Source organism: Francisella sp. 19S2-4, from assembly GCF_036281795.1.
Classification (GTDB): domain Bacteria; phylum Pseudomonadota; class Gammaproteobacteria; order Francisellales; family Francisellaceae; genus Francisella.
Genome location: NZ_JAWUZH010000016.1, coordinates 1 through 21,118, shown reverse-complemented (window position 1 = coordinate 21,118; position 21,118 = coordinate 1). Strand labels below are relative to the sequence as shown.

The window sequence follows — 21,118 nt, the reverse complement described above, 5'->3', positions numbered from 1 at the left end:
CTATTCTTCTAAAAGTTCAAACTCATCTTTGCCAACCCCACAATCTGGACATTCCCAGTCTTCTGGAACATCTTCCCATTTAGTGCCTGGCGCAATATCATCTTCTGGCCAGCCTTCAGCTTCATCATAAATTAATCCACAAACGATACAAATGTATTTTCTATATTCCATAGTTTTATAAAGATATTTAAATATAAAAGTTGAGCTATTTTATCATTATAAAAAGCTGATATCTAGCTTAGTAATACGGAGTTTTTAAAATACTATATTTTTGAATCATCAATGCCAATTTTGCGTGACTTATTTGAAAAGTAAACGATTTTTTGATCAATAAATATGTCAGAGATATCTCTTGGAATATCTTTATCCAGATGTCTTCGAATCAGACGATAGAAAGCATCCTTATCTGTTTCATTAAAGTGTTTCTTAAATGATCTATTAACTACACTATCATAACAAGATAGAAACTTTTTGATACGTACTTTAGGGTCTGTATTGCTTGTGCCAGTATCACATTGTGTTGGTGCTGTTGTAGCTATATTGAATCCTTTACGAGTATAGTAATAAGAGATACCTTTGAATATTCGATCATTGCTATATATTGTAATACTAAGGTAAGTACGAAAGTCTCGATATCTTTCGACATATTCACCTACCTTAGCACATATATAGCCATCCATATTATCTTTGTTACCTTCACCGTAGATTATAGGGACAAGTTCGAAGTTTTTGTAGATTTCAGTTTTTTTGAAGTTTGACTCTAATTCCTGGCTATTGGTAAAGATTATAACTCTATCAAAATTATTCTCAGAGATACGTGAAAAGTTATTATAGTTTTCTGAATCAACTATTGCTAATTTAAGATATTCCATGATTTTACCATTTGTGTATCTTTATATTTATTTTAACCTAAAAGCTATTTAAAGTCCGATATTTTGTTAAAATGATACTAAAACAGTAAAGTATATTTACATATATGATAAATCTTAAACATACATATACTCAGTTATCAGAAGAGTTTTTTTCAGAACAATCTGTCTATAAATATCCAAATGCAAAATTGTTACTTTTAAATGAAAACTTAATAGATGATTTAGATTTGAAAATATCTGATTATAACGAAGAAGATTTATTAAAATTTTTATTAGGATATGATAGTAAAAATCCAATTTCTCAAGCATACGCAGGTCATCAGTTTAGTAATTTTACAATGCTTGGAGATGGTAGAGCTATATTGATAGGAGAATATCAAAACTCAAAAGGAGAGTTTGTTGACTTCCATCTTAAAGGAGCAGGCTTAACTAAATTCTCAAGAGGAGGTGATGGAAAAGCTGCTTTAGGACCGATGCTTAGAGAATATGTAGTTAGTGAGGCTATGCATAATTTAGGCATACCAACTAGTCGTATTCTAGCTGTTATAAGTACTGGTGAAAATATTCAAAGAAATAGTCTTGAACAAGGAGCAATTGCAGTAAGAGTTGCAAGTAGTCATATACGGGTTGGTACATTTCAATATGCTGCAATGTTAGGAGAGACATATTCGCAAGAGTTGCTTGATTATACTATTGATAGGCATAAGATTTCTCATAATGATAATAAAGTGTTAAGCTTGCTTGATTATGTTATAGACAGACAAACTAGTTTGATTACTGAGTGGGAGAGAGTAGGTTTTATCCATGGGGTTATGAATACAGATAATATGACTATCTCAGGTGAGACTATTGATTATGGTCCTTGCGCTTTTATGGATACATATGATCCCGAAACTGTATTTAGTTCTATTGATAGAAATGGCCGTTACGCATTTGCAAATCAGGCATCTATAGCTGGGTGGAATATAGCAAGACTTGCAGAGAGTTTGTTAAAGTTGATTTCTTCAAATGAAGAAGAGGCTATTAAATTAGCTCAACAAAAACTACAAGATTATTCAGAAATCTATAAAACTAAATGGAAAAAAATATTTCTTAATAAATTAGGCTTGGATACTCAGCCTGATAATTGCGATGAAATTATTTCAAATTTACTTGTAGATATGTTTAAAAATAAACTTGATTATACAAATACATTTTATGATTTAGCATATGGTAATGTTGAGAGTTTAAAAGCAAAAGGGTTAGGTTATTGGTTAGAGTCATTGAAAAACCTAGATTTAGATTATTCGATAATGCAAAAATCTAATCCAGTTATTATTCCGAGAAATCACCAAGTCGAAAAAGCTATAAAATCAGCAGAAAATGGGAACTTTGGAAATATTTATAATTTATTAGATGCTACAAGAAAACCTTATGAGTTTAGTGAGATAAAAAGTAAATACATTGCTGAGCCAAGAGATGAGGAAAAAGTTGAATTTACTTTTTGTGGGACTTAATTATTTTTTAGTAGCTTTTGTAGTTCTATCAACAATAATAGCTGTAGTCATAGTTCCATGAATATTTAGAGGTGTTCTAAAGCTATCAATAATTGCATCAACACCTATTATTAAAGCAATCATCTGCCAAGGTAATCCAAAGTAAGAGAAAACTACACCAGCTGCAACAAAAGCTGTTCCTGGAATTCCTGAAACTCCTAATGAAGCAAGCATACAAATAACAGAGATTAGTAAAACTGTTGAAAAAGTTATATCCATACCTGTAGCATTCATTGCCATAATGGCTAATACTGCAGGAAACACACCGGCACAACCATTCATTCCTAAAGTTGTTCCCATTGTAGGAGCAAATGTTGCAATACTACTGGAAGTACCATATTTATTTAATCCATCTATAGAAAGAGGTAGAGTTCCCATACTTGATCTAGAAGTTGCGGCAACAACCATAGCTTTCCAGATACTTCTATAAAATCTAACAATATTTGTTCTAAATATAACAAGTAATATAATATGCATTACTAAGACTATTGCTAAAGCTATATAACAAGTTAATATGAAGTACAGAACTGTAGATATGCTATTTTTATCAAGCTCAATACTCATCTGAATCATTAGCCCTAACACACCATAAGGAGTAATAGCAATAATCATTCTTGCTAATTTCTTAATCACAAAAAATGCTGAGTCTATAAAATTAATAAACGGGGCTGCTAGTTTACTATCTTCACGGTGAGCTATTAGCATAGCAAAGCCAAGTAATATGGCAAATATAACAACAGCCATTACATTATTGTTAGTCATCTGATTAAAGATATTGTCAGGTAAAAATCCTAATATAGTCTGAGATATTGTTGAAGTTTGCATATCTCTACCAGCACTACCAGTAATAGAGGCTATATCAATACCATGACCTAGATTCATTATAATAGCAACTATAGCACCAATTGCAGCACTTATACCTGTTAGGACTAATAATATGGCAATTGTCTTATATGCAAATTTTATAACATAAGATCCTTCATAATTCTTAAGATTTATTATTGAATGAACTATCGATGTTAATACTATCGGAATAATTAGCATTTTAAGTAAAGATATATAACCATCAGCTAAAATATTACTGATTTGTATAAATGCAGAACTATGGTGGTTAACAAGATTGTAGATGATACCAATCACAATACCAACTACTAGAGCAAGTATTGTTCTAAAGTTAAAACTAAAACTTTTGATTTGTAAGACTACTAACATAAGTAAGGCAAGAATAAGTATAAATGTCATACGTAAACCTTCGAATTAGAAATTAATAAGAAAGAGATTTTAGCATACTTTACTAATTTAGTATATTAAGAAAAATATATATAAACTTTGAGCTGCCTAAAATTAGAATGTATTTTTTTTAAAATGAATACTATAATGAGGATATTGAAGTTTTTATGTGTAATAGATATGTCAGAAACACTTATGTATCAAGAAGCTAGCAGTAGCTTTGAGAAAGTAGCAAATCAGCTTAGTCTAAATCAAGAAATAGTCAAAAATATTGTTAGACAATTAAAAGAAAAAAAAATCAAGAGAATAATAACTATTGCTAGAGGTAGCTCAGATTGTGTTGCTAATTTTGCAAAGTATTTATTTGAGACACAATTAGGGTTTAGTGTTTCTTCTTTGCCACCATCAATTACAACAATATATGGTAAAAATATAGGCGATGAGAAAACTTTAGCAATAGGTATTTCACAATCAGGAGGTTCTCCAGATCTGAAATTAGCTTTAGAAGGGTGTAAAAAAGCAGGATGTACAACTCTCGCTATTGTAAATAAAGAAAAGTCTCCTTTAGCTGATTGTGCAGATTTAGTTTTGCCAGTTAGAGCAGATGCAGAAAATGCTGTAGCAGCTACTAAAAGTGTCATAACTTCTCTGGTAGCTTTAGTTAGTATTGTTGCAGAATATAATCAAGATAAAGCTTTAATAGATAATTTAGAAAAGTTACCTAAAGCTCTTAAAGATAGTCTAAAGTCAGATTGGTCAAGTGCTATAAAAGAGTTAAAGGTAAGTAAAAACATGTTTGTAATAGGTCGAGGTTTTGGCTTTCCTATTGCTCAAGAAATGGCCTTAAAACTTAAAGAAACTTGTGGTATACATGCCGAAGCATTTAGTTCAGCAGAAGTTTTACATGGCCCTTTTGCATTAATGACAAGAACATTTACAACATTTACTATTTTACAAAATGATGAAAGTGCTAAAGGTACTCATGAAATAGTCAAAAAAATGACAGATCTTGATGTAAAAACAATATGTGCAACTACAGAGCCAGAATCAGCAGCAAAATTTCATTTACATGTTGATGTTGAAATTCATCCAATACTTCAGACGGTTGTATTATTACAAGAGTTTTATCTTATGGTCAATCAGTTAGCAGTATCATTAGGGCTTGATCCAGATAGCCCAAGTAACTTAAAAAAGGTTACTGAAACTGTTTAATCTTTTTTTAAATAGTTTATTTTATAAAGTAGTTAATTAGAGCTAATGGAGATATTAGTATGAAAGAGCGTAGTAAGTTCAAAATTTTTATGGTTATATTTTTCTCAGCAATGGGAGGTATGCTGTATGGTTATGATATTGGTGTTATAAATAGTGCATTTTTATTTATTAAAGATGATATCCCAATGACTACATTTGAAACTTCTTTATTAGGTGGATCCGTTCTATTTGGAGGAGCATTTGCTATTTTAGTAGCGGGTGTGATGGCAGATATTATCGGTAGGAAGAAGACATTAATAATATCAGGACTTATTTTTATAATTTCGGTGATAATTATATATTTAGCTCAAAGTTATTCAGTTTTACTTTTAGCTCGTCTAATACAAGGGATATCTGTTGGATTTATAACTATAACTGTTCCTTTATATTTAACTGAGGTGGTACCTGGTGGAATAAGAGGTGTTGCAGTAACACTTTTTCAATTGTTTTTAACAGCTGGTATCTTAATATCAAACTATATAGGCTTGTTATTCTCATCAACTCATGATTGGCGTGGAATGTTTTTAACAGCATTATTTCCTGCGATTATATTTTTTACAGGAAGCTTTTTCTTAACTAAATCACCTAGGTGGTTGTTAATGATGGAAAAAGAGCAAGAAGCTAAAGATTTACTAACTCAGTCTATTGGTGCTGAGGAGGCTGCTCAACAAATTGCTGAAATTAAAGCCGTAATTTTGAAATCTAAAGAAGAGGGAAGTATTTGGCAAAAACTATCTCATAAACATTATTTAGTTCCTGTATTATTAGTTTTTTCAATAGCGGTACTACAACAGTTGACAGGTATAAATAGTATATTGCAGTTTTCATCAACTATGCTTAAGGAGTCTGGTCTTGGGTCTGATTATGCGGCTATACTTGGTGGAGTAACTATTACTGCAATAAACTTTTTAGCAACACTTATAGCGGTGTTCATAGCAGATAAGTTAGAAAGAAAGTTTATGGCATCTTTTGGAACTTTTATGGTAGCAGCTTCTTTAATTGTAACAGGGCTTTTAGCATTGTTTCTGCCAATTGGAGAATTAAAAGGTGTGATCTTGCTAATAGGGTTTTTATGTTTTATATTCTTCTACGCAATTGGCCCAGGAGCTTATATTTGGGTAATTATGTCAGAGTTGTTGCCTAATGGTATCCGCAGTAAAGCTTTAGGAATAGCATTATTTCTGAATAGCATGGCATCAGCAATATTAGCTTCTGTATTTTTACCGATATCTAATGCGTTTGGTGGAAGTAGTATGTTATTCGTATGTGGTGTATGCTCTTTGTTATATAGTTTTATAGTATTAAAGTTTGTTCCTAAGACTACGGGACGTTCATTAGAAGATATTGAAAAAGAATTTATGAAATAATATTGATTTACAGCATCTTATATTATATTCTCATCATCTAGATTACTTTGATATGTTCTTTATCAAAGCGTAAGCGTAAGCGTAAGCGTTAACGTTATCCAACGCATAGTTTTTAATTAAAAGGTAGTCCTTCACGGGATTACTGTAACTATGCATAAAAGGATAACTACAATGATTCAAAGAAAAAATATAATTTCACTTATAATAGCAATAGCTTTTTTTATGGAGATGCTTGATAGCACTATTGTTGTCACAGCGGTACCCAAAATGGCTGATTATTTTGGTATAAATTTTAGTTATATAAATTTAGCTATTACAGCTTATGCTACATCAATAGCTGTTTTTTTACTAATAGCACCATGGGTTAGTAATAGAGTTGGCGATAAAAATACATATGTTTTATCGATTGCTATTTTTAGCTTAGGCTCTTTATTGTGTGGCTTAAGTACGAATATACTAATGCTAGTGTTTGCGGAGGTTATTCAAGGAATTGGAGCTGCGCTTATGGTACCTGTTGGTAGAACCATAATATTTAAGCAGACTCCTAAAGATCAATATCTTAAAGCAATTGCATGGATGGTGTGGCCAGCATTAATAGCACCAGTTATTGGTCCAGTTTTAGGTGCATATATCGTAAAATATGCGAGCTGGAGATATATGTTTTTTATAAATATTCCGATAGGTGTTGTGTCATTTATTTTGTCTATTTTTCTGCTAAACAATACAAAAACCTCAGATATTGAAAAAAAGGCATTTGATTTTAAAGGTTTTATAATCTTATCTATATTAATTATCTCTGTGATTTTCCTACTTGAGTCCTGCTTAAAAGATTCAATCTTTAGAAGCTATAGATCTATATTCATAGTTAGTTTGATTATTACATTAATATTGAGTGTTATACATTATAAAAAATCAAAAAATCACATAGTAAATATTTCAGCTTTCAAAATACATAGTTTTAGAAGTTCTATTATAAACTCTACATTCTTTAGAATAACAACAGGAGCTATGCCTTTTGTTATACCTTTATATTTTCAACAAGCTTTAGGTTTCTCAGCTATAAAAGCAGGAAGCTTGTTGTTAATAATGTTTGTTGGTAACTTAGGAGCCAAAGTATTTGTAAATCGTTTGATTAAAATGTTTGGTAGTGAGTTAGTAATATCTGTAGGAAGTATTGTGCAGATGATAAGTGTTGCTATGATACTAACAATAATACAGACATCATCTTTATTTTATATTAGTATAGTTTTGCTTATAAATGGTGCTATAAGATCAGTTTTATTTACAGCGTATATGTCTAGAGTATTCATTGATGTACCAAAACCTAACCTTAATGATGCAAACGCAATTAATAATATATTATTCCAACTAACTTTTGGAATGGCAGTTTCACTTTCTGCAATATTATTAAACTGGTTTTTTAATGACTTTAGTATAAATACAGCATTTGATATCACAATTATTATATTTGCTATTTTGGCTTTTATCCCAGTGATATTAGGTTTTTTCTTTAAAAAGAATATAACTAAGCAGGATTATCTATATCAATAAATTTAGTTTCTAAATTAAAGTTTTCTTCTAGTAGTTTAGCTATAGCTTTTGCACCTTCTTTTTCAGTAGCATGATGGCCAGCTGCTATATAGTTTATTCCTAGTTCACGAGCTATGTGTGTAGTTCTTTCTGATATTTCACCAGATATAAAAGTATCAGCTCCAGCATTATAAGCATATTCTATAAAGTCTTGAGCCCCACCAGTGCAGATAGCAACTTTTTTATTTTGATTTTTCGCATTTATAACAGTAGGTTGTCTATTTAGTTTTTCTTCAATAAGCTTACTAAAGCTATTTAAGTCTAGATCACAGTTTGCTATTACAGAAATATCGGGTTTAGATCCTGTTTCAAAGAATTCTATATCTGTTAGACTTAGTTTCTTTGCTAAAAGAATATTGTTACCAATCTCTTTATGGCTATCTAGTGGTAGGTGGTAGCCAAAAAGGTGTATACCATTTTTTATAAGTTTTGCGATGCGTTCATATTTCATGCCAACTATAGGGTAACTTTCACCTTTCCAAAAATAACCGTGATGAACAACAATAGCATCAGCATTTTCTTGTATTGCATTATCAATAAGATCTTGACATGCTGTGACACCAGTTATAACTTTTTTAACATCTCTATCTCCTTGTACTTGAAGGCCATTAGGAGCGTAGTCTATATAGTCATTTATTTTAAAGTAATTATTTAAGAAATTTTCTAAATCTTTAAAGTACATAGGTCTGAAAAATCAACTTTATAATGGTATAATCTTACATTGTATATTTTCGTATGATTATTTGAAGTATAAATATATTTTTTTGGAACTTTTATATGAATAAAACAAATGTTGTGAAAGTCGGTGATGTTCTAATTGGAGGAGATAATCCCGTTGTAGTTCAGTCAATGACAGACACTTATACCGCAGATATTGAAAAAACAGTTAAGCAAATTTTAGCGCTTCATAAAGCTGGAAGTGAGATAGTCAGAATTACGGTTAATGATGAGCCAGCAGCAGCAGCTGTTCCAGAGATTGTCAAAGAGTTAGCAAAACATGATTGCCATGTGCCAATAGTAGGAGATTTTCACTATAATGGTCACACACTTTTAAGTAAATACCCAGAATGTGCTAAAGCATTAGCAAAATATCGTATTAACCCGGGTAACGTAGGTTTTGGTAAGAAAAAAGATACACAATTTGCTGAGATAGTAAAAATAGCTATAGAAAATGATAAACCTGTGCGTATAGGTGTAAATTGGGGTAGCTTAGATCAAGCTCTTTTAGCTAGATTGATCGATGAAAATAATGCTCAAGAGCATCCATTGAGTTTACAGCAAATTATGCATAAAGCTTTGATAACATCAGCATTAGAGAGTGCTAAATATGCTGAAGAACTTGGTCTATCTAAAGATAAAATTATAATATCTTGTAAGGTTAGTGAAGTCCAAGATTTGATAGCAGTGTATCAAAAATTATCAAAAGAGTGTGATTATGCGTTGCACCTGGGTCTTACAGAAGCTGGAATGGGTATCAAAGGTATTGTAGCTAGTGCTGTTAGTTTAGGTATATTATTACAACAAGGTATAGGTAATACGATACGTGTATCTTTAACTCCAGCTCCAAATGCTCCACGTACAGAAGAAGTTAGAGTTTGTCGCGAAATATTACAAAATTTAGGCATGAGAACATTTACTCCAAGTGTGACATCGTGTCCTGGTTGCGGTAGGACTACTAGTTCATTTTTTAGAGAGCTAACTAGTCAAGTAAAAGAGCATCTAGATGAAAAAATGCACCAATGGAAAGAGCAATACAAAGGTGTCGAAAGTATGAAAGTAGCTGTAATGGGATGTGTTGTAAATGGTCCAGGAGAGTCTAAAAATGCTGATATAGGTATTAGTCTTCCAGGTAGTGGAGAGTCACCTGTTGCACCAGTTTTCATTGATGGTAAAAAAGCTCATACATTAAGAGGAGATAATATCTCTGGAGAGTTTATTGAGATTGTTGAGAATTATGTAAAAAACCGTTATGGTTGTGAATAATCTAAAATAGGTATTTAGAACATGTCAGTAGTTTTTGTTAATACACCATTTACTAGGCTTAAATTAGGTTATACCAATAATACACAAGGCTTTAGTAAAGAAAAATATGCTAAGTTAAATCTATCAGATAATGTTGGGGATAAGCACTTAGTTGTAGAGAAAAATAGGAATCTATTTAAGTCATATGTGAATGCAGATGTTAAATGGTTAAAACAAAATCATACAAGTATTGTTAAAAGCTTTGATGAGTATGACGGTGATTTTTGTGATGCTATTTTTACGGATAAACCTAAGCAGGCATGCGTTGTTTTAACAGCAGATTGTTTACCAATAATCTTATTTGATAAAAGAATGACAAAAGTCGCAGCAGTACATGCAGGATGGAAAGGATTATCCAAAGGTATATTAGAAGAAACACTAAAAGAGTTTGTCGGTCTTGATGTGATTGCATGGCTTGGTCCTTGTATTACAGAGCCATATTATGAAGTTGGTAAAGATGTTCATGATAAGTTTATACAGCAGCATGAGAATTTTGGTCAAGCTTTTAGGCAAAAAAGTGAAGGCAAATATTTATTTGATATCAAGTTTATTGCTAAACAAATATTAAATGATAATCATTGCTTTGATATAGTTGATTCTGGGTTATGTACATATAGTAATAAAAGGTTTTATTCTTATCGTAAACAGGGCATAACAGGTAGACAAGCAACATTTGTGTGGTTTGAATAAGTTAAAAAGAGTTATTAAGGGAAGATAAATGTCTGAGAAATTGCAAGTTTTAAAAGAGATTATGAAGGAAAAGGGGTATGATTTTTATTTAGTTCCTTCTACTGATGATCATAATAATGAATATTTACCAAAATGCTGGCAGTATCGTGCTTGGATTAGCGAGTTTGATGGTTCTGCTGGTGATGTCTTAGTGACAATGGATAAGTCTTTTTTATCGACTGATGGTAGATATTTTTCTCAAGCAGAAGCTCAATTAGATGAAAAATATTTTACTTTATTAAAACAGACTGGTTATGAATCAAAAATTGAGGAATGGCTAAAAGATAATTTTAAAGATAAAACTTTAGCTATAGATCCTAAGAAAGTTGGTATTAGTAGAGCTGAAAATTTACTTGCCATGGCAGGGAAATGTGGTGGTAAGGTTGTCTTTGATACTGAAAATCTAGTTGCAAAAGCTCAACAAAAGCTAAATCAAGAAACTCCTATTCCGACAGAAAAGGTTTTTGTGCATGAAATTCAGTATGCAGGACAATCTGTTGATTCAAAACTGAAGAATATTAGAAGTTATTTAAAATCTATAAAGGCAGAATGTCTAATCGAAACAAGTTTAGATTCTATTATGTGGGCCTTGAATATAAGAGGTAGGGATGTAAAAAATACACCTTTAGCAATTTGCTATATGGCTATAACAGTTGAGAGTACTTTTTTATATATTGATGAATCTAAAATTACTGAAGAAGTACGCGATCATCTAACGCAAAATAATGTTGTAATACTGAATTACGATGCGTTCTTTAATGATTTAAAGAGATTTGCTGCAAAATTTGTAATTGATAGGAATGTTGCTAGTTATGCTGTCAAATTAGCAGTAAATGAAAATGAGCATAGCCAATTAATAGAAGGTAATAACCCTATTATTATAAGCAAAGCTCTAAAAAATTCTATAGAAATAAATGGAGCAAAAGATGCACATGTGAAAGATGCTGTTGCATTTATTAAATGGTGGTATTGGATGGAAAATAACTACCAAGGTACTACTGAATTAGATGCTATTGCAAAGCTAGTTGAATATCGCGCACAACAAAAAAATTATTTAGAAGATAGTTTTGATTATATAGCTGGATATGCTGAGCATGGTGCTTTACCACACTATAGTGCTACAGAAGCGTCAAATAAAGAAATCAAAGATGATGCACCATTTTTATGTGATTCTGGAGGGCAATATAAAGAAGGTACGACTGATGTAACAAGAGTATTACACTTTGGTAGACCATCAAAAGAGCATAGAAGATACTATACATTGGTTTTAAAAGGGCATTTAGGTCTTGGTAGAGCAGTGTTTCCTAAAGGAACAACGGGATCTCATCTTGATGTGCTTGCTCGTGAGCATCTATGGCATTTTTGTTCTGACTATAGTCATGGGACTGGTCATGGTGTTGGAAGTTTCTTGGGAGTACATGAAGGTCCTCAAAGAATAAATTCTTCTTCAAAAGTAGAGTTAATGCCTGGCATGATACTAAGTAATGAACCAGGAGCATATTTTCCAGGTGAGTTCGGTATTAGAATAGAAAACTTATGTTATGTAAAACAACGTAATCAAGAATCTCCTACAGGCCATGGACAGTTTTATTGTTTTGAAGATCTAACTTTGATTCCTTATGAGTATAAATTGATTGAAACTTGGATGTTGACATATACTGAGAAAAAAACAATTAATAATTACTATAGTCGAATCAGAAAAGAGGTTTTACCTTTAATTGAGGAACAAGAGATTAAAGATTTCTTACTGTTTAAAACAAGACATATTAAATAAGCATGAGTGAGAAGAAGAGTCCTCCTAAGAATAGCAAAAGTTCTACTTTTAAATTTATAAAGATATTTATATTTCTAGGCTTAGCTATTGCTGGTGGTTTTTCAGGAACCTTTTTTGATAAATATGACCTAAAAGAAAAATTTATAACTTTTAGACATAATGTTTATAACTATTTTTCAAGTGAGCCAGTAAGAGATAACTATACTGCAAAAGATAATGAAAATATTGTAGCTAAGTTCTTTTCTCAAAGTGATGAAGCTAAAAAACAACAAGCTAATCAATTTGATGATCTAAAACAATATCCACCAGAGAGATCTTTACCTGCTGTTACTAATTATTGTCATGATTTCTTAATTTATGGCAATCCTAGTTATAATGTAACAAGTGGCTTAGGCCAAGCTAATCTTTATCTGTGTAGAGATGGCTATGTAGTTGGTTATAATTATCAAACTAAAGAGGCAAGTTGGGTAGCTTTTAAATTAACAAAAGCAAAAATTGCCAATAAGCTTAAAAGAGATGATAAGTTTAAAGAAGATGATGATGTTCCTTTTGTTTATAGAGCTACATTAGATGATTATTCACACTCTGGCTATGATCGAGGGCATTTAGCATCTTATGCATCTATGGATTTTAGTAAGAAGTCTGCAGAAGAGTCTTTCTTACTATCAAATATGTCACCACAGAAAGCAGGACTTAATAGACAAGGTTGGGAAAGGCTTGAGACAGATGAGCGTATTTGGGCAAATATGTATGACAGCATATATGTTTATACAGGACCTATATACAAAAAACAAACAATCCATAAAACTATAGGAGATAATAAAATAGCTGTTCCTGACTACTTCTTTAAAATAATTTATGTACCATCGAAAAATAAAGCTATTGCTTTTGTAATGCCAAATGCAAGGGTTGATAAGACAAAGATTGCTAACTATAGAGTTTCTATAAAAGATATTGAGCAACGTACAGGGCTATATTTCTTAACTAATATTCCAGATAGAAATATGGTTGTTGATAATGTTTCATCGATGTGGCGAACTTCTTATTTTTAATCTTTAATTTGAAATATTATTAGCAACTATCTTAGCTGCTTGCTGAATAATTTTTTCATTACTTGAAGCTTTTTTATCTGTAGGATCTGTATACATCATTCCTAAAGCAAAAGGTTTGGCATTTTGTGGCCATATAATAGCAATATCATTAGTTGCACCATACTCTCCACAAGTACCTGTTTTATCACCGATTATCCAATTTTTAGGCATACCTACAGCTATTCTATTTTTACCAGTATAATTTTTTTGAAGATATTGAATAAATATATCTTTATGTTTTTTATCTAAAATATTCCCAGAAATTAGTTTATAAAGATCTGAAGTAATAGCTTTAGGAGTTGTTTTATTTATATTACTGTCCGGCGAAGTATAGTTAACTTTTGGTTCATCATTTCTTATGATAGTGTCATGGTCACCTAGTTTTCTGGTAAACTCATCGACTTTTTTAATCCCACCAATTTGTTTGACAAGAATATTTGCAGCGGCATTATCGCTAAGGATTGCAGCAAAACAAAGTTGTGAAATTGTAAGTGATTTATTAATATTTTTTCCAGTAACTGGAGTATACCCAAGACCTTTAACATCTTTTTCAGAAATTAATATTTTCTTATCTAAAAAGCCTTTATTGTGCATATCTTGTTCTAAAATCGCACCAACTAATAAAAATTTAAAAACACTACAAATAGGGAAGTGATAATTTTCATTATAGCTAAAAGAAGTTTTATTAGGGGTATTTATACTATAAACACCAAGCTTCCCATTATATTGTTTTTCTAGGCTTTTAAAAGAATCATCTGTTTGAGTATTTGCTAATAGTATAGTTGGTATTAATAGTGTGATAGAAGTAAGTAGTTTCATAGCATTTGACTTTAATATATCAAAGTGACAATAACTAAAGTTTACAATAGTAGATAATAATACAAGAAAATTTTATAGCAAAATTAAGTGTGAGGACTATTTTTGAGATTTATATTAATGTACAAAGAAGGATTCATTGGGAGAGTATCACATTATTTAAAATCAGCACCGTAAGGACTATAGTTAAAGTATGACTTATGATTTTCCTGAGCCGTCTCAAGTTTAGAAAGTGATTGATTGTATGTAGTCTTAGAGTTTTTTTTATGAAACTTATCCCATAAGTCTTTATTATAAAACTCATTTTCAGAAGAAGTACAGCTTGATAATATTGATATTATAAATAGTAAAAATACAGTTTTTTTAAACATAACTTTATGCGATACTAATTAGTAATAAATTATTGTCATTATTTTATCAGATTAAATGGGTAATAATTAGATTCATATTTTATTTTTCTTGATTATATTGTTTTATATGACGCATTTTGCTTAGCAATTTTTACTTAGTGCTATTAATTTTCCCCTATATGTTTTTTAAAAACATATTGCTATTCTAATGATCCAAGTGTTGTGTGGAATTAAAGTATATTTATGAGTATAAAAGAACGTACTTCTTTAACTGAATTAATAATAACAATAACTCTAACTACTCTTTTAGTAACTATAGCTGTTCCAGCATATGCTAGCCATAGAATAAGAAGTAAAGTTTTTTTTGAATTAGAAAAGTTGAAATCTATTACACAATATATATCAAATGACTTAGGAACTATTAGCTATTCTTTTAAAGACTTTGAAAATATACCAAGTAATTTCCATATAGAAGAAAATGGGGCAATAGTATTAAATACAAATGATATAGTCGCTAACTCATCGATAGCTTTAGTTCCAATATTGACATCCGGAGCTATTATTTGGAATTGTATAGGTAGAGGACTGAATCAATCTCAAATTCCAGAGCCTTGTAAAGTAGGTTCTTTATCTAAGCAGAAGCTTGTCGATTCATTGTATGATCCTACAACTGATACTGATATTTTTACATTTATTCGATTTGGTCGAGATGATTTAACAGCTAATTGTACTAAATATAGATGTACCATTACTGAAATTAATGGAAAAAGATGGTTAGCACAATATATAGACCAGCTTAATACTATCCAACTGTATAAAGAAGACTCTGATTATTTTATTAATTTACGTGAAGATAATCTAAACATAGATCCATCTATAGTTGATTCAGAATTACTACAACAGTTTGTTAATGAATCTATACAGTTATTTAGTAATTAAAAACAAGTGAAATAAATAATCATATAAAAATACGGGAATAAATATGATCAGTAAAGGATTTTCCATAGTTGAGCTAATGGTTGTAATAGCAATAATAGCAATAATAGCTGCAGTAGCGATACCTATATATTCAAACTATCAGATTAGGGCAAAACTATCTAGTGCAGATATTGTAGCTAGAGTGTATGTAAATGAAGTTACACATTATACTTACGAGACAGGTCAGTTTCCTGCTCAAGATTCTGAAGTTTGGGGATGTGCAGGAATAAATAAAGATAATGTTGTACAAGTGTGTAAAGAAAGAACAGATGATCAAAATGCAATTATTAAAGTTTATGTTGAACCAACGTTAGTACCAGATGTTACAGATCCATATTATCAATATGATTTGACTTTAGTAGCATAGATATTAGGAGATATATTATGATTGTTAGAAAATTAATAATTATTATTGGGAGCATTTTTTTTAGTTTGACATTTTTAAATGCTACAACTCTCGTAATAAATAAATCAGCTGGAAATATGCCTAGTAGTTTAGTTCCTGGATTATCAAATTCTGAATCTAGTAGTGGAGGCTCGGCAGGAAGTCTAGTAGACTCTTTATATGATGCGACTGCCGATGAAGATCCTTTTACATTTACTCAGAATGTTCTTGGTAATGAATACACAGGAGTTAGTGCTAACTGTACAGATTTTAAATGCGCCGTTGCTGAAATTAATGGTGAAAGATGGATGGTTCAGGAAATTGCTGCTACTAATGAAATTCATCTATACAAAGAAGATTCTGATGATTCAATTACTCTGTACTCTTCATATGAAGGTGGTACAACTGTAGATTCATCAAGAGAAGATGCCGAGCAGTTACAACAGCTTGTTGATGAATCTATAACGTTATTTAATGAAAATTAACTATATATCTATTTGTTTTAAATACCACTTATCAAGAGATACTACACAGTTACCATATTTAACTGATTCATAAGAGCCATCTTTGTAACTAGAGCTAATATCAGAACATATTTTATTACGATATTCTTTAAAGCTTTTAATATCATGGTTCTTTATGTCATTTAATTTATTATCATATTTTTGCATTTGTGATTTTAAACATTCATTTATTTCATAAGTATTGCCATCACATAGAGTACCTGCAAATATTAGAATTGGAGAAATTGTAAAGATAATAAATATTAGTTTTCTCATTATATTAAATCCTATGTTTATATTTCTAAAATATGGCTATCTAAATCAATAAAGCTATCTATTTTGTTTTTTTCTGTTGTTGTAATAAAGACTTGTGATTTTAGTCTTTTTAGATAGTTAAATAGTGTTTGAGTATGAGTATTATCTAATTCTGAAGTAATATCATCTATTAAATAGATACATTTATTTTCATTCTCTAGATTATGTATTTCACCTTGAGCTAATTTAATAGCACAAATAAGAAGTTTTTGTTGTCCTCTGGAGAAGATATCTTGTATAGGTTTATTATTTACAGTCAGTACAATATCAGCTTTATGAGGACTGTGATTTGTAGTTTTATATTTATTATCATAGTCGAATGATTCTTCAAGTACTAGTGATAAATCTTTATGCGGATTCCAACCACGGAAATACTCTATATCTAATTCTAAATTAGGATTAAATTGAGAGAGTATTTCATAAATTTTAGGCTTTAGTTTTGTAAAGTATATTTGCCTCTTGGCATCTAAAAGATTACCAAATTCACAAAGCTTTTTATCAATACTAGAGATATATGCATAAGGATAATTTTGTTTGAGAGCAGAGTTTCTTTGTTTGACAAGAAATTTAGTTTGTTGCCAGATCTTTAGAAAAGTTTTATCAAGATAAAAAGCTCCCCAATCTAACACTTTACAGCGTTGTTGAGCTCCAGAATTTATAATATTGAAACTTTCTGGATTAATTAGTTGTATTGGTAGAGTTCTTGTTATCTCAGTATGGTTTTTTTGGATTTCTGCATTTAACTTTGAAATATTATTACTATTTTTTTTACGCGATATAGAAATAGTTATTTCATCAGGATTATATGATTTTGTATAGATTATAAATTCATCAGCATCATGATTTATGATTCTATTTAGCTGAGAACTACGAAATGATCTACTATGGGACAAAAAATATATTGACTCAAGAATTGATGTTTTACCAGAGCCATTTTTACCAACTATAAAATTTATATTATCTTTAAAATCAAAACTTTTAAAAGGTATATTTCTAAAGTTTTGTAGGCGTAAGTTAGATATATACATTTTAGATAAATTCTAAGCTGGTATTATAAATTTGTTGTTTTAGTATATCAGGATTTGCATCATAAATATTGCTTAAGAGTTCAAAAATTTTAGGTATATTTTGAGGAGTATTAATATTATCTTCACAATTGTAGAGTTGCATATCAGGCGAGTCTGTTTCTAAAACAATATATTTAGAATCAATTCTTTGTAAGGTGTCTTTAAGTTTTGTCTTTGGGCGTGAGAGTATACCACCAATTCCTAGCTTAAAACCAAGATCTATATATTTTTGGGCAATATCATAACTGCCATTAAATGCATGAATAATACCACCATGCTTGAATTTTAGATCTTTCAGAGTTTTAATAACTTCATTATGTGATTTAACTGCATGGATAATAATTTTTTTATTAAGGTTCTTTGCAATACTAACTTGGGCTGAAAAAAAATCTAATTGCTTATCAAAATTCTCAAATCTTTTATCAAGACCTATTTCACCAACTAATTTTGTTGATATTTTTTGTGTATAGAGTTCTAAATCTTTTAAATCAAGCTTGGTATGTTTATTTATAAATACAGGATGTAACCCAAAACATATATGGATATTACTAAACTCTTGATTTAGAGCTATTAGATTATCCCAAGATGCTTTTTTAGTTGCTGGATTTATAAAGTATTTAATTGACAATTTATCGCATTTATTTATTAAATCTTTACGATTTTTATTAAAAACTTCAAAATCCAAGTGGCAATGAGTATCAATAAACATATATGTTTAGTTAAATTCTTTAGGTTATTAAGCTATAATATAGCTCAATATTTGAAAGAATAATACTTTATGAAATCTTGAATTTGCTCTAAGGTATATGCGTGAGTACTATGGTTGTTAAGTATTAAAGAAGAAAATAAACATTTATAAGGTTTGTAAATGAGTAAAGTTACAAAAGATTTTTTATTTGAATTAGGAACAGAAGAGCTACCTCCAAAAGCACTTAAGAATTTATCACAGTCATTATTGACTAGTGTTGAAAGTCAATTAAAAGAGGCTAAGATAGATTTTTCTGAGACAAAATGGTTTGCGTCACCAAGAAGATTATCCTTTGTAATTAAAGGCTTAGCAGAATCTCAGGATGATATTGTGGTTGAGAAGCAAGGACCTTTGGTAAGTATTGCTTATAAAGATGGTGAGCCAACTAAGGTTGGTTTAGGGTTTGCAAAATCTTGTGGAGTTGAGTTAGATCAATTAGATAAGTTAGAAACTCCAAAAGGAGATAAGCTATTTTATAAAACAACTCAATCCGGCCAAGCAACAGTAACGTTGCTTCAAGAAATTATTTCAAAAGCGCTAAAACAGTTACCAATTCCAAAAATGATGCGTTGGGGAAGCTCACCTATAGAGTTTGTAAGACCTGTACATTGGGTTTTAGCTTTGTATGGAAATGATATTGTTGATATGGAGATATTAGGTCATAAAGCATCTAATATTACTTATGGGCATAGGTTCCATCATCCAGAAGCTATAGTTATTCAAGATATAGCAGAATATGTTGATTTATTAGCAAAAGCAATGGTTCTGGTTGATTGGGGTCAACGTAAGCAAATGCTCGTTGAACAAGCAAAAACTATTGCTAAACAAAATAACTATCAAGTCGTATTAGATGATGATCTAGTTGAAGAAGTTTGTGCAATTGTTGAATATCCAAATGCTATGCTGTGTAACTTTAATCAAGATTTCTTAAGAGTTCCTCAGGAGGCTTTAATATCTTCAATGGAAGAGCATCAAAAATGTTTCGCTCTTTTAGACAGTAACAATGACTTAGTAGCTAGTTTTATAACAATTTCGAATATACAAAGCAAAAAGCCGGAATTAGTAACTACGGGTAATCAAAAAGTAATGAATGCTAGATTAGCAGATGCTGCTTTTTTCTATGATACAGACTTAAAACATTCTCTTGAAAGTTTATTGCCAAAACTAGAGAATGTAACATTCCAAAATAAACTTGGTAATATGTATCAAAAAGCTCAAAGAATAGCGTATATTTCGCAGAAGCTAGCAGAATTAAGTGAAGGTGTTGATGAACAGCAAACTTATAGAGCAGGCTTATTAGCAAAAGCTGATTTGATATCTGATATGGTATTCGAATTTACTGATCTGCAAGGAATTATTGGTAAATATTACGCAAAAGCACACGGTGAGTCTGATATTGTCGCTGAGGCTATTGAACAACAATATTGGCCAAAATATTCTGGTGCAGAGTTACCTAAAACAGATGTTGCAGCTTGTGTGGCTTTAGCTGAAAAGCTTGATACTTTAGTTGGTATATTTGGTATTGGTCAAAAGCCAACAGGTAATAAGGATCCATTTGCATTAAGAAGATCAGCAATTGGTATATTACGTATATTAAGAGATACGAATATCGATATTTCTCTAGAAAAAGTTATTGATATAGCTATAGCAAGTTATAAAGAGGTTAATAATTTAGAGTTTAAAGATGATGTGAAAGCAGAAATAATAGCTTTTTGTATAGATAGATTAAAAAATTTATATAAAGAAGAAGGCGTTACCGTAAATGTTTTTGAAGCTATTAATAATACTGATTACAGCTCCATAAAAGATTTTGCGGCTAGAGTTAATGCAGTAAATAATTTTAATAGCTTAGATAAAGCTCAAAGCTTAATAGCTTCTAATAAGCGTGTGGAAAATATTTTAATGAAGAATGCTAAAGAGGAATTTCAAGACTATGAGATCGATTTAGCTAAGTCAATTTGTAACGAATATGAGTTAGCTTTAGCTTATAGTATAGAAGAGATTACTCCAGATTTTGAAAAATATCTTAATAATAGAGAATATGGCTATGCTTTAGAATTATTGACATGCTTAGATAAAGTTATCAGTGAGTTTTTTGAGAATGTCATGGTAATGGATGAAGATATTAAAGTCAGACAAAATAGAATCTCATTACTTGCTAACATTCATAAGCTTTTCATAGGTATTGCTGACATATCTAAACTTTAAATTCTTTTTTTAAATACTCATTTCATCAATTTTTATTTTATTATACAAATATAGCTAGTATTGCTGTTTTATTAATGAAAGTATGTAAATTCAAAAAATGTTTTAGGAGCAACCCTAAAACCATGTTGTGTAGAGCTTAAAACTGGGTTTTATCGTGACAGCTATTGCCATACTGATGAGTATGATCCTACTCGTCATGTTGTTTGTGCAATAAAAGACTGTTGAATAAATCTTTCAATTTCTATGAATAGGAATATTTTTGCTATTTTTAGTAAAAACTTAGCCTT

The 21,118-nt window shown here is 30.5% G+C and carries 21 protein-coding genes and 1 pseudogene; 13 read left to right on the top strand and 9 right to left on the bottom strand.

Going from position 1 to position 21,118, the window contains the following annotated elements:
• Both R8535_RS04995 and R8535_RS04990 read right to left on the bottom strand, forming a co-directional pair.
• Nucleotides 1-171: a rubredoxin gene (locus R8535_RS04995; protein WP_329497084.1), complete on the bottom strand. Its 171-nt coding sequence runs from the start codon at nucleotides 169-171 to the stop codon at nucleotides 1-3.
• A gap of 92 nt (nucleotides 172-263) precedes the next feature.
• The gene (locus R8535_RS04990) at nucleotides 264-872 is read right to left on the bottom strand and encodes a hypothetical protein (RefSeq protein ID WP_329497086.1); all 609 of its coding nucleotides are present in this window, start codon (nucleotides 870-872) and stop codon (nucleotides 264-266) included.
• A gap of 104 nt (nucleotides 873-976) precedes the next feature.
• Here R8535_RS04990 and R8535_RS04985 point away from each other — a divergent pair, with 104 nt between their 5' ends.
• Nucleotides 977-2,368, top strand: a complete 1,392-nt coding sequence (locus R8535_RS04985) for a protein adenylyltransferase SelO (protein ID WP_329497088.1) — start codon at nucleotides 977-979, stop codon at nucleotides 2,366-2,368.
• Here the strand turns inward: R8535_RS04985 and R8535_RS04980 are convergent, their stop codons facing one another.
• A complete protein-coding gene (locus R8535_RS04980) occupies nucleotides 2,369-3,649 on the bottom strand; it encodes a dicarboxylate/amino acid:cation symporter (RefSeq protein WP_329497090.1) in 1,281 nt (426 codons plus the stop codon). It abuts the gene before it with no gap.
• Between the two features lie 168 nt (nucleotides 3,650-3,817).
• Here R8535_RS04980 and R8535_RS04975 point away from each other — a divergent pair, with 168 nt between their 5' ends.
• From R8535_RS04975 to R8535_RS04965, 3 genes are all read left to right on the top strand, one after another.
• Nucleotides 3,818-4,849: an SIS domain-containing protein gene (locus R8535_RS04975; RefSeq protein WP_329497091.1), complete on the top strand. Its 1,032-nt coding sequence runs from the start codon at nucleotides 3,818-3,820 to the stop codon at nucleotides 4,847-4,849.
• Nucleotides 4,850-4,908: 59 nt separating this feature from the next.
• Nucleotides 4,909-6,255 carry a sugar porter family MFS transporter gene (locus R8535_RS04970; protein ID WP_329497092.1) on the top strand — a complete coding sequence of 449 codons (1,347 nt, stop codon included), beginning with the start codon at nucleotides 4,909-4,911 and terminating at the stop codon, nucleotides 6,253-6,255.
• Nucleotides 6,256-6,426: 171 nt separating this feature from the next.
• A complete protein-coding gene (locus R8535_RS04965) occupies nucleotides 6,427-7,806 on the top strand; it encodes an MFS transporter (protein ID WP_329497094.1) in 1,380 nt (459 codons plus the stop codon).
• Here the strand turns inward: R8535_RS04965 and R8535_RS04960 are convergent.
• Nucleotides 7,781-8,527 carry a Nif3-like dinuclear metal center hexameric protein gene (locus R8535_RS04960; RefSeq protein WP_329497096.1) on the bottom strand — a complete coding sequence of 249 codons (747 nt, stop codon included), beginning with the start codon at nucleotides 8,525-8,527 and terminating at the stop codon, nucleotides 7,781-7,783. The genes R8535_RS04965 and R8535_RS04960 overlap by 26 nt on opposite strands.
• Nucleotides 8,528-8,622: 95 nt before the next feature.
• Between R8535_RS04960 and ispG the strand changes: the two genes are divergently transcribed.
• From ispG to R8535_RS04940, 4 genes are read left to right on the top strand one after another with little or no spacing between them, the layout of a single operon-like run.
• Nucleotides 8,623-9,828 carry a flavodoxin-dependent (E)-4-hydroxy-3-methylbut-2-enyl-diphosphate synthase gene (ispG, locus tag R8535_RS04955; RefSeq protein WP_329497098.1) on the top strand — a complete coding sequence of 402 codons (1,206 nt, stop codon included), beginning with the start codon at nucleotides 8,623-8,625 and terminating at the stop codon, nucleotides 9,826-9,828.
• Nucleotides 9,829-9,849: 21 nt separating this feature from the next.
• Complete coding sequence (pgeF, locus tag R8535_RS04950) at nucleotides 9,850-10,557, top strand: peptidoglycan editing factor PgeF (RefSeq protein ID WP_329497100.1); 708 nt, start codon at nucleotides 9,850-9,852, stop codon at nucleotides 10,555-10,557.
• Nucleotides 10,558-10,585: 28 nt separating this feature from the next.
• The gene (locus R8535_RS04945) at nucleotides 10,586-12,370 is read left to right on the top strand and encodes an aminopeptidase P family protein (protein ID WP_329497102.1); all 1,785 of its coding nucleotides are present in this window, start codon (nucleotides 10,586-10,588) and stop codon (nucleotides 12,368-12,370) included.
• 2 nt (nucleotides 12,371-12,372) lie between these two features.
• Nucleotides 12,373-13,422 (top strand): DNA/RNA non-specific endonuclease, encoded by a 1,050-nt coding sequence (locus R8535_RS04940; protein WP_329497103.1) that lies wholly within the window; start codon nucleotides 12,373-12,375, stop codon nucleotides 13,420-13,422.
• A 3-nt stretch (nucleotides 13,423-13,425) separates the two neighbouring features.
• Here R8535_RS04940 and bla read toward each other — a convergent pair whose 3' ends face one another.
• Both bla and R8535_RS04930 read right to left on the bottom strand, forming a co-directional pair.
• Nucleotides 13,426-14,280 (bottom strand): class A beta-lactamase, encoded by an 855-nt coding sequence (bla, locus tag R8535_RS04935; protein ID WP_329497105.1) that lies wholly within the window; start codon nucleotides 14,278-14,280, stop codon nucleotides 13,426-13,428.
• A gap of 152 nt (nucleotides 14,281-14,432) precedes the next feature.
• Nucleotides 14,433-14,648, bottom strand: a complete 216-nt coding sequence (locus R8535_RS04930; RefSeq protein ID WP_329497107.1) for a hypothetical protein — start codon at nucleotides 14,646-14,648, stop codon at nucleotides 14,433-14,435.
• 222 nt (nucleotides 14,649-14,870) lie between these two features.
• Here R8535_RS04930 and R8535_RS04925 point away from each other — a divergent pair, with 222 nt between their 5' ends.
• From R8535_RS04925 to R8535_RS04915, 3 genes are read left to right on the top strand one after another with little or no spacing between them, the layout of a single operon-like run.
• Nucleotides 14,871-15,566: a hypothetical protein gene (locus R8535_RS04925; protein ID WP_329497109.1), complete on the top strand. Its 696-nt coding sequence runs from the start codon at nucleotides 14,871-14,873 to the stop codon at nucleotides 15,564-15,566.
• 43 nt (nucleotides 15,567-15,609) lie between these two features.
• Nucleotides 15,610-15,972 carry a prepilin-type N-terminal cleavage/methylation domain-containing protein gene (locus tag R8535_RS04920; protein WP_329497110.1) on the top strand — a complete coding sequence of 121 codons (363 nt, stop codon included), beginning with the start codon at nucleotides 15,610-15,612 and terminating at the stop codon, nucleotides 15,970-15,972.
• Between the two features lie 17 nt (nucleotides 15,973-15,989).
• Complete coding sequence (locus R8535_RS04915; protein WP_329497112.1) at nucleotides 15,990-16,475, top strand: hypothetical protein; 486 nt, start codon at nucleotides 15,990-15,992, stop codon at nucleotides 16,473-16,475.
• On the opposite strand, the gene R8535_RS04910 is transcribed toward R8535_RS04915, so the two are convergent.
• Genes R8535_RS04910 through R8535_RS04900 form a run of 3 tightly spaced genes read right to left on the bottom strand, consistent with a single transcriptional unit; the run spans nucleotide 16,476 to nucleotide 18,584 of the window.
• Nucleotides 16,476-16,769 carry a DUF1311 domain-containing protein gene (locus R8535_RS04910; protein ID WP_329497114.1) on the bottom strand — a complete coding sequence of 98 codons (294 nt, stop codon included), beginning with the start codon at nucleotides 16,767-16,769 and terminating at the stop codon, nucleotides 16,476-16,478. It lies immediately after the preceding gene.
• A 17-nt stretch (nucleotides 16,770-16,786) separates the two neighbouring features.
• A complete protein-coding gene (recF, locus tag R8535_RS04905; RefSeq protein WP_329497116.1) occupies nucleotides 16,787-17,836 on the bottom strand; it encodes a DNA replication/repair protein RecF in 1,050 nt (349 codons plus the stop codon).
• 1 nt (nucleotide 17,837) lies between these two features.
• On the bottom strand, nucleotides 17,838-18,584 hold the full coding sequence (locus tag R8535_RS04900; RefSeq protein ID WP_329497118.1) for a TatD family hydrolase: 747 nt from the start codon (nucleotides 18,582-18,584) through the stop codon (nucleotides 17,838-17,840).
• Nucleotides 18,585-18,743: 159 nt separating this feature from the next.
• On the opposite strand from R8535_RS04900, the gene glyS reads away from it, so the two are divergent.
• Both glyS and R8535_RS04890 read left to right on the top strand, forming a co-directional pair.
• Nucleotides 18,744-20,831, top strand: a complete 2,088-nt coding sequence (gene glyS / locus R8535_RS04895) for a glycine--tRNA ligase subunit beta (RefSeq protein ID WP_329497120.1) — start codon at nucleotides 18,744-18,746, stop codon at nucleotides 20,829-20,831.
• 105 nt (nucleotides 20,832-20,936) lie between these two features.
• Nucleotides 20,937-21,056 (top strand): annotated as a pseudogene (locus R8535_RS04890) (DUF2237 family protein); the annotation flags it as partial.
• Nucleotides 21,057-21,118: the final 62 nt, after the last annotated feature.

Coding starts and splice junctions, on each gene's coding strand:
- R8535_RS04915 (WP_329497112.1), top strand. CDS start 15,990: ATGATTGTTAGAAAATTAATAATTATTATTGGGAGCATTTTTTTTAGT.
- R8535_RS04975 (WP_329497091.1), top strand. CDS start 3,818: ATGTCAGAAACACTTATGTATCAAGAAGCTAGCAGTAGCTTTGAGAAA.
- R8535_RS04995 (WP_329497084.1), bottom strand. CDS start 171: ATGGAATATAGAAAATACATTTGTATCGTTTGTGGATTAATTTATGAT.
- R8535_RS04980 (WP_329497090.1), bottom strand. CDS start 3,649: ATGACATTTATACTTATTCTTGCCTTACTTATGTTAGTAGTCTTACAA.
- bla (WP_329497105.1), bottom strand. CDS start 14,280: ATGAAACTACTTACTTCTATCACACTATTAATACCAACTATACTATTA.
- R8535_RS04965 (WP_329497094.1), top strand. CDS start 6,427: ATGATTCAAAGAAAAAATATAATTTCACTTATAATAGCAATAGCTTTT.
- ispG (WP_329497098.1), top strand. CDS start 8,623: ATGAATAAAACAAATGTTGTGAAAGTCGGTGATGTTCTAATTGGAGGA.
- R8535_RS04900 (WP_329497118.1), bottom strand. CDS start 18,584: ATGTTTATTGATACTCATTGCCACTTGGATTTTGAAGTTTTTAATAAA.
- R8535_RS04970 (WP_329497092.1), top strand. CDS start 4,909: ATGAAAGAGCGTAGTAAGTTCAAAATTTTTATGGTTATATTTTTCTCA.
- R8535_RS04960 (WP_329497096.1), bottom strand. CDS start 8,527: ATGTACTTTAAAGATTTAGAAAATTTCTTAAATAATTACTTTAAAATA.
- R8535_RS04945 (WP_329497102.1), top strand. CDS start 10,586: ATGTCTGAGAAATTGCAAGTTTTAAAAGAGATTATGAAGGAAAAGGGG.
- R8535_RS04910 (WP_329497114.1), bottom strand. CDS start 16,769: ATGAGAAAACTAATATTTATTATCTTTACAATTTCTCCAATTCTAATA.
- pgeF (WP_329497100.1), top strand. CDS start 9,850: ATGTCAGTAGTTTTTGTTAATACACCATTTACTAGGCTTAAATTAGGT.
- R8535_RS04990 (WP_329497086.1), bottom strand. CDS start 872: ATGGAATATCTTAAATTAGCAATAGTTGATTCAGAAAACTATAATAAC.
- recF (WP_329497116.1), bottom strand. CDS start 17,836: ATGTATATATCTAACTTACGCCTACAAAACTTTAGAAATATACCTTTT.
- R8535_RS04940 (WP_329497103.1), top strand. CDS start 12,373: ATGAGTGAGAAGAAGAGTCCTCCTAAGAATAGCAAAAGTTCTACTTTT.
- R8535_RS04930 (WP_329497107.1), bottom strand. CDS start 14,648: ATGTTTAAAAAAACTGTATTTTTACTATTTATAATATCAATATTATCA.
- R8535_RS04920 (WP_329497110.1), top strand. CDS start 15,610: ATGATCAGTAAAGGATTTTCCATAGTTGAGCTAATGGTTGTAATAGCA.
- glyS (WP_329497120.1), top strand. CDS start 18,744: ATGAGTAAAGTTACAAAAGATTTTTTATTTGAATTAGGAACAGAAGAG.
- R8535_RS04925 (WP_329497109.1), top strand. CDS start 14,871: ATGAGTATAAAAGAACGTACTTCTTTAACTGAATTAATAATAACAATA.
- R8535_RS04985 (WP_329497088.1), top strand. CDS start 977: ATGATAAATCTTAAACATACATATACTCAGTTATCAGAAGAGTTTTTT.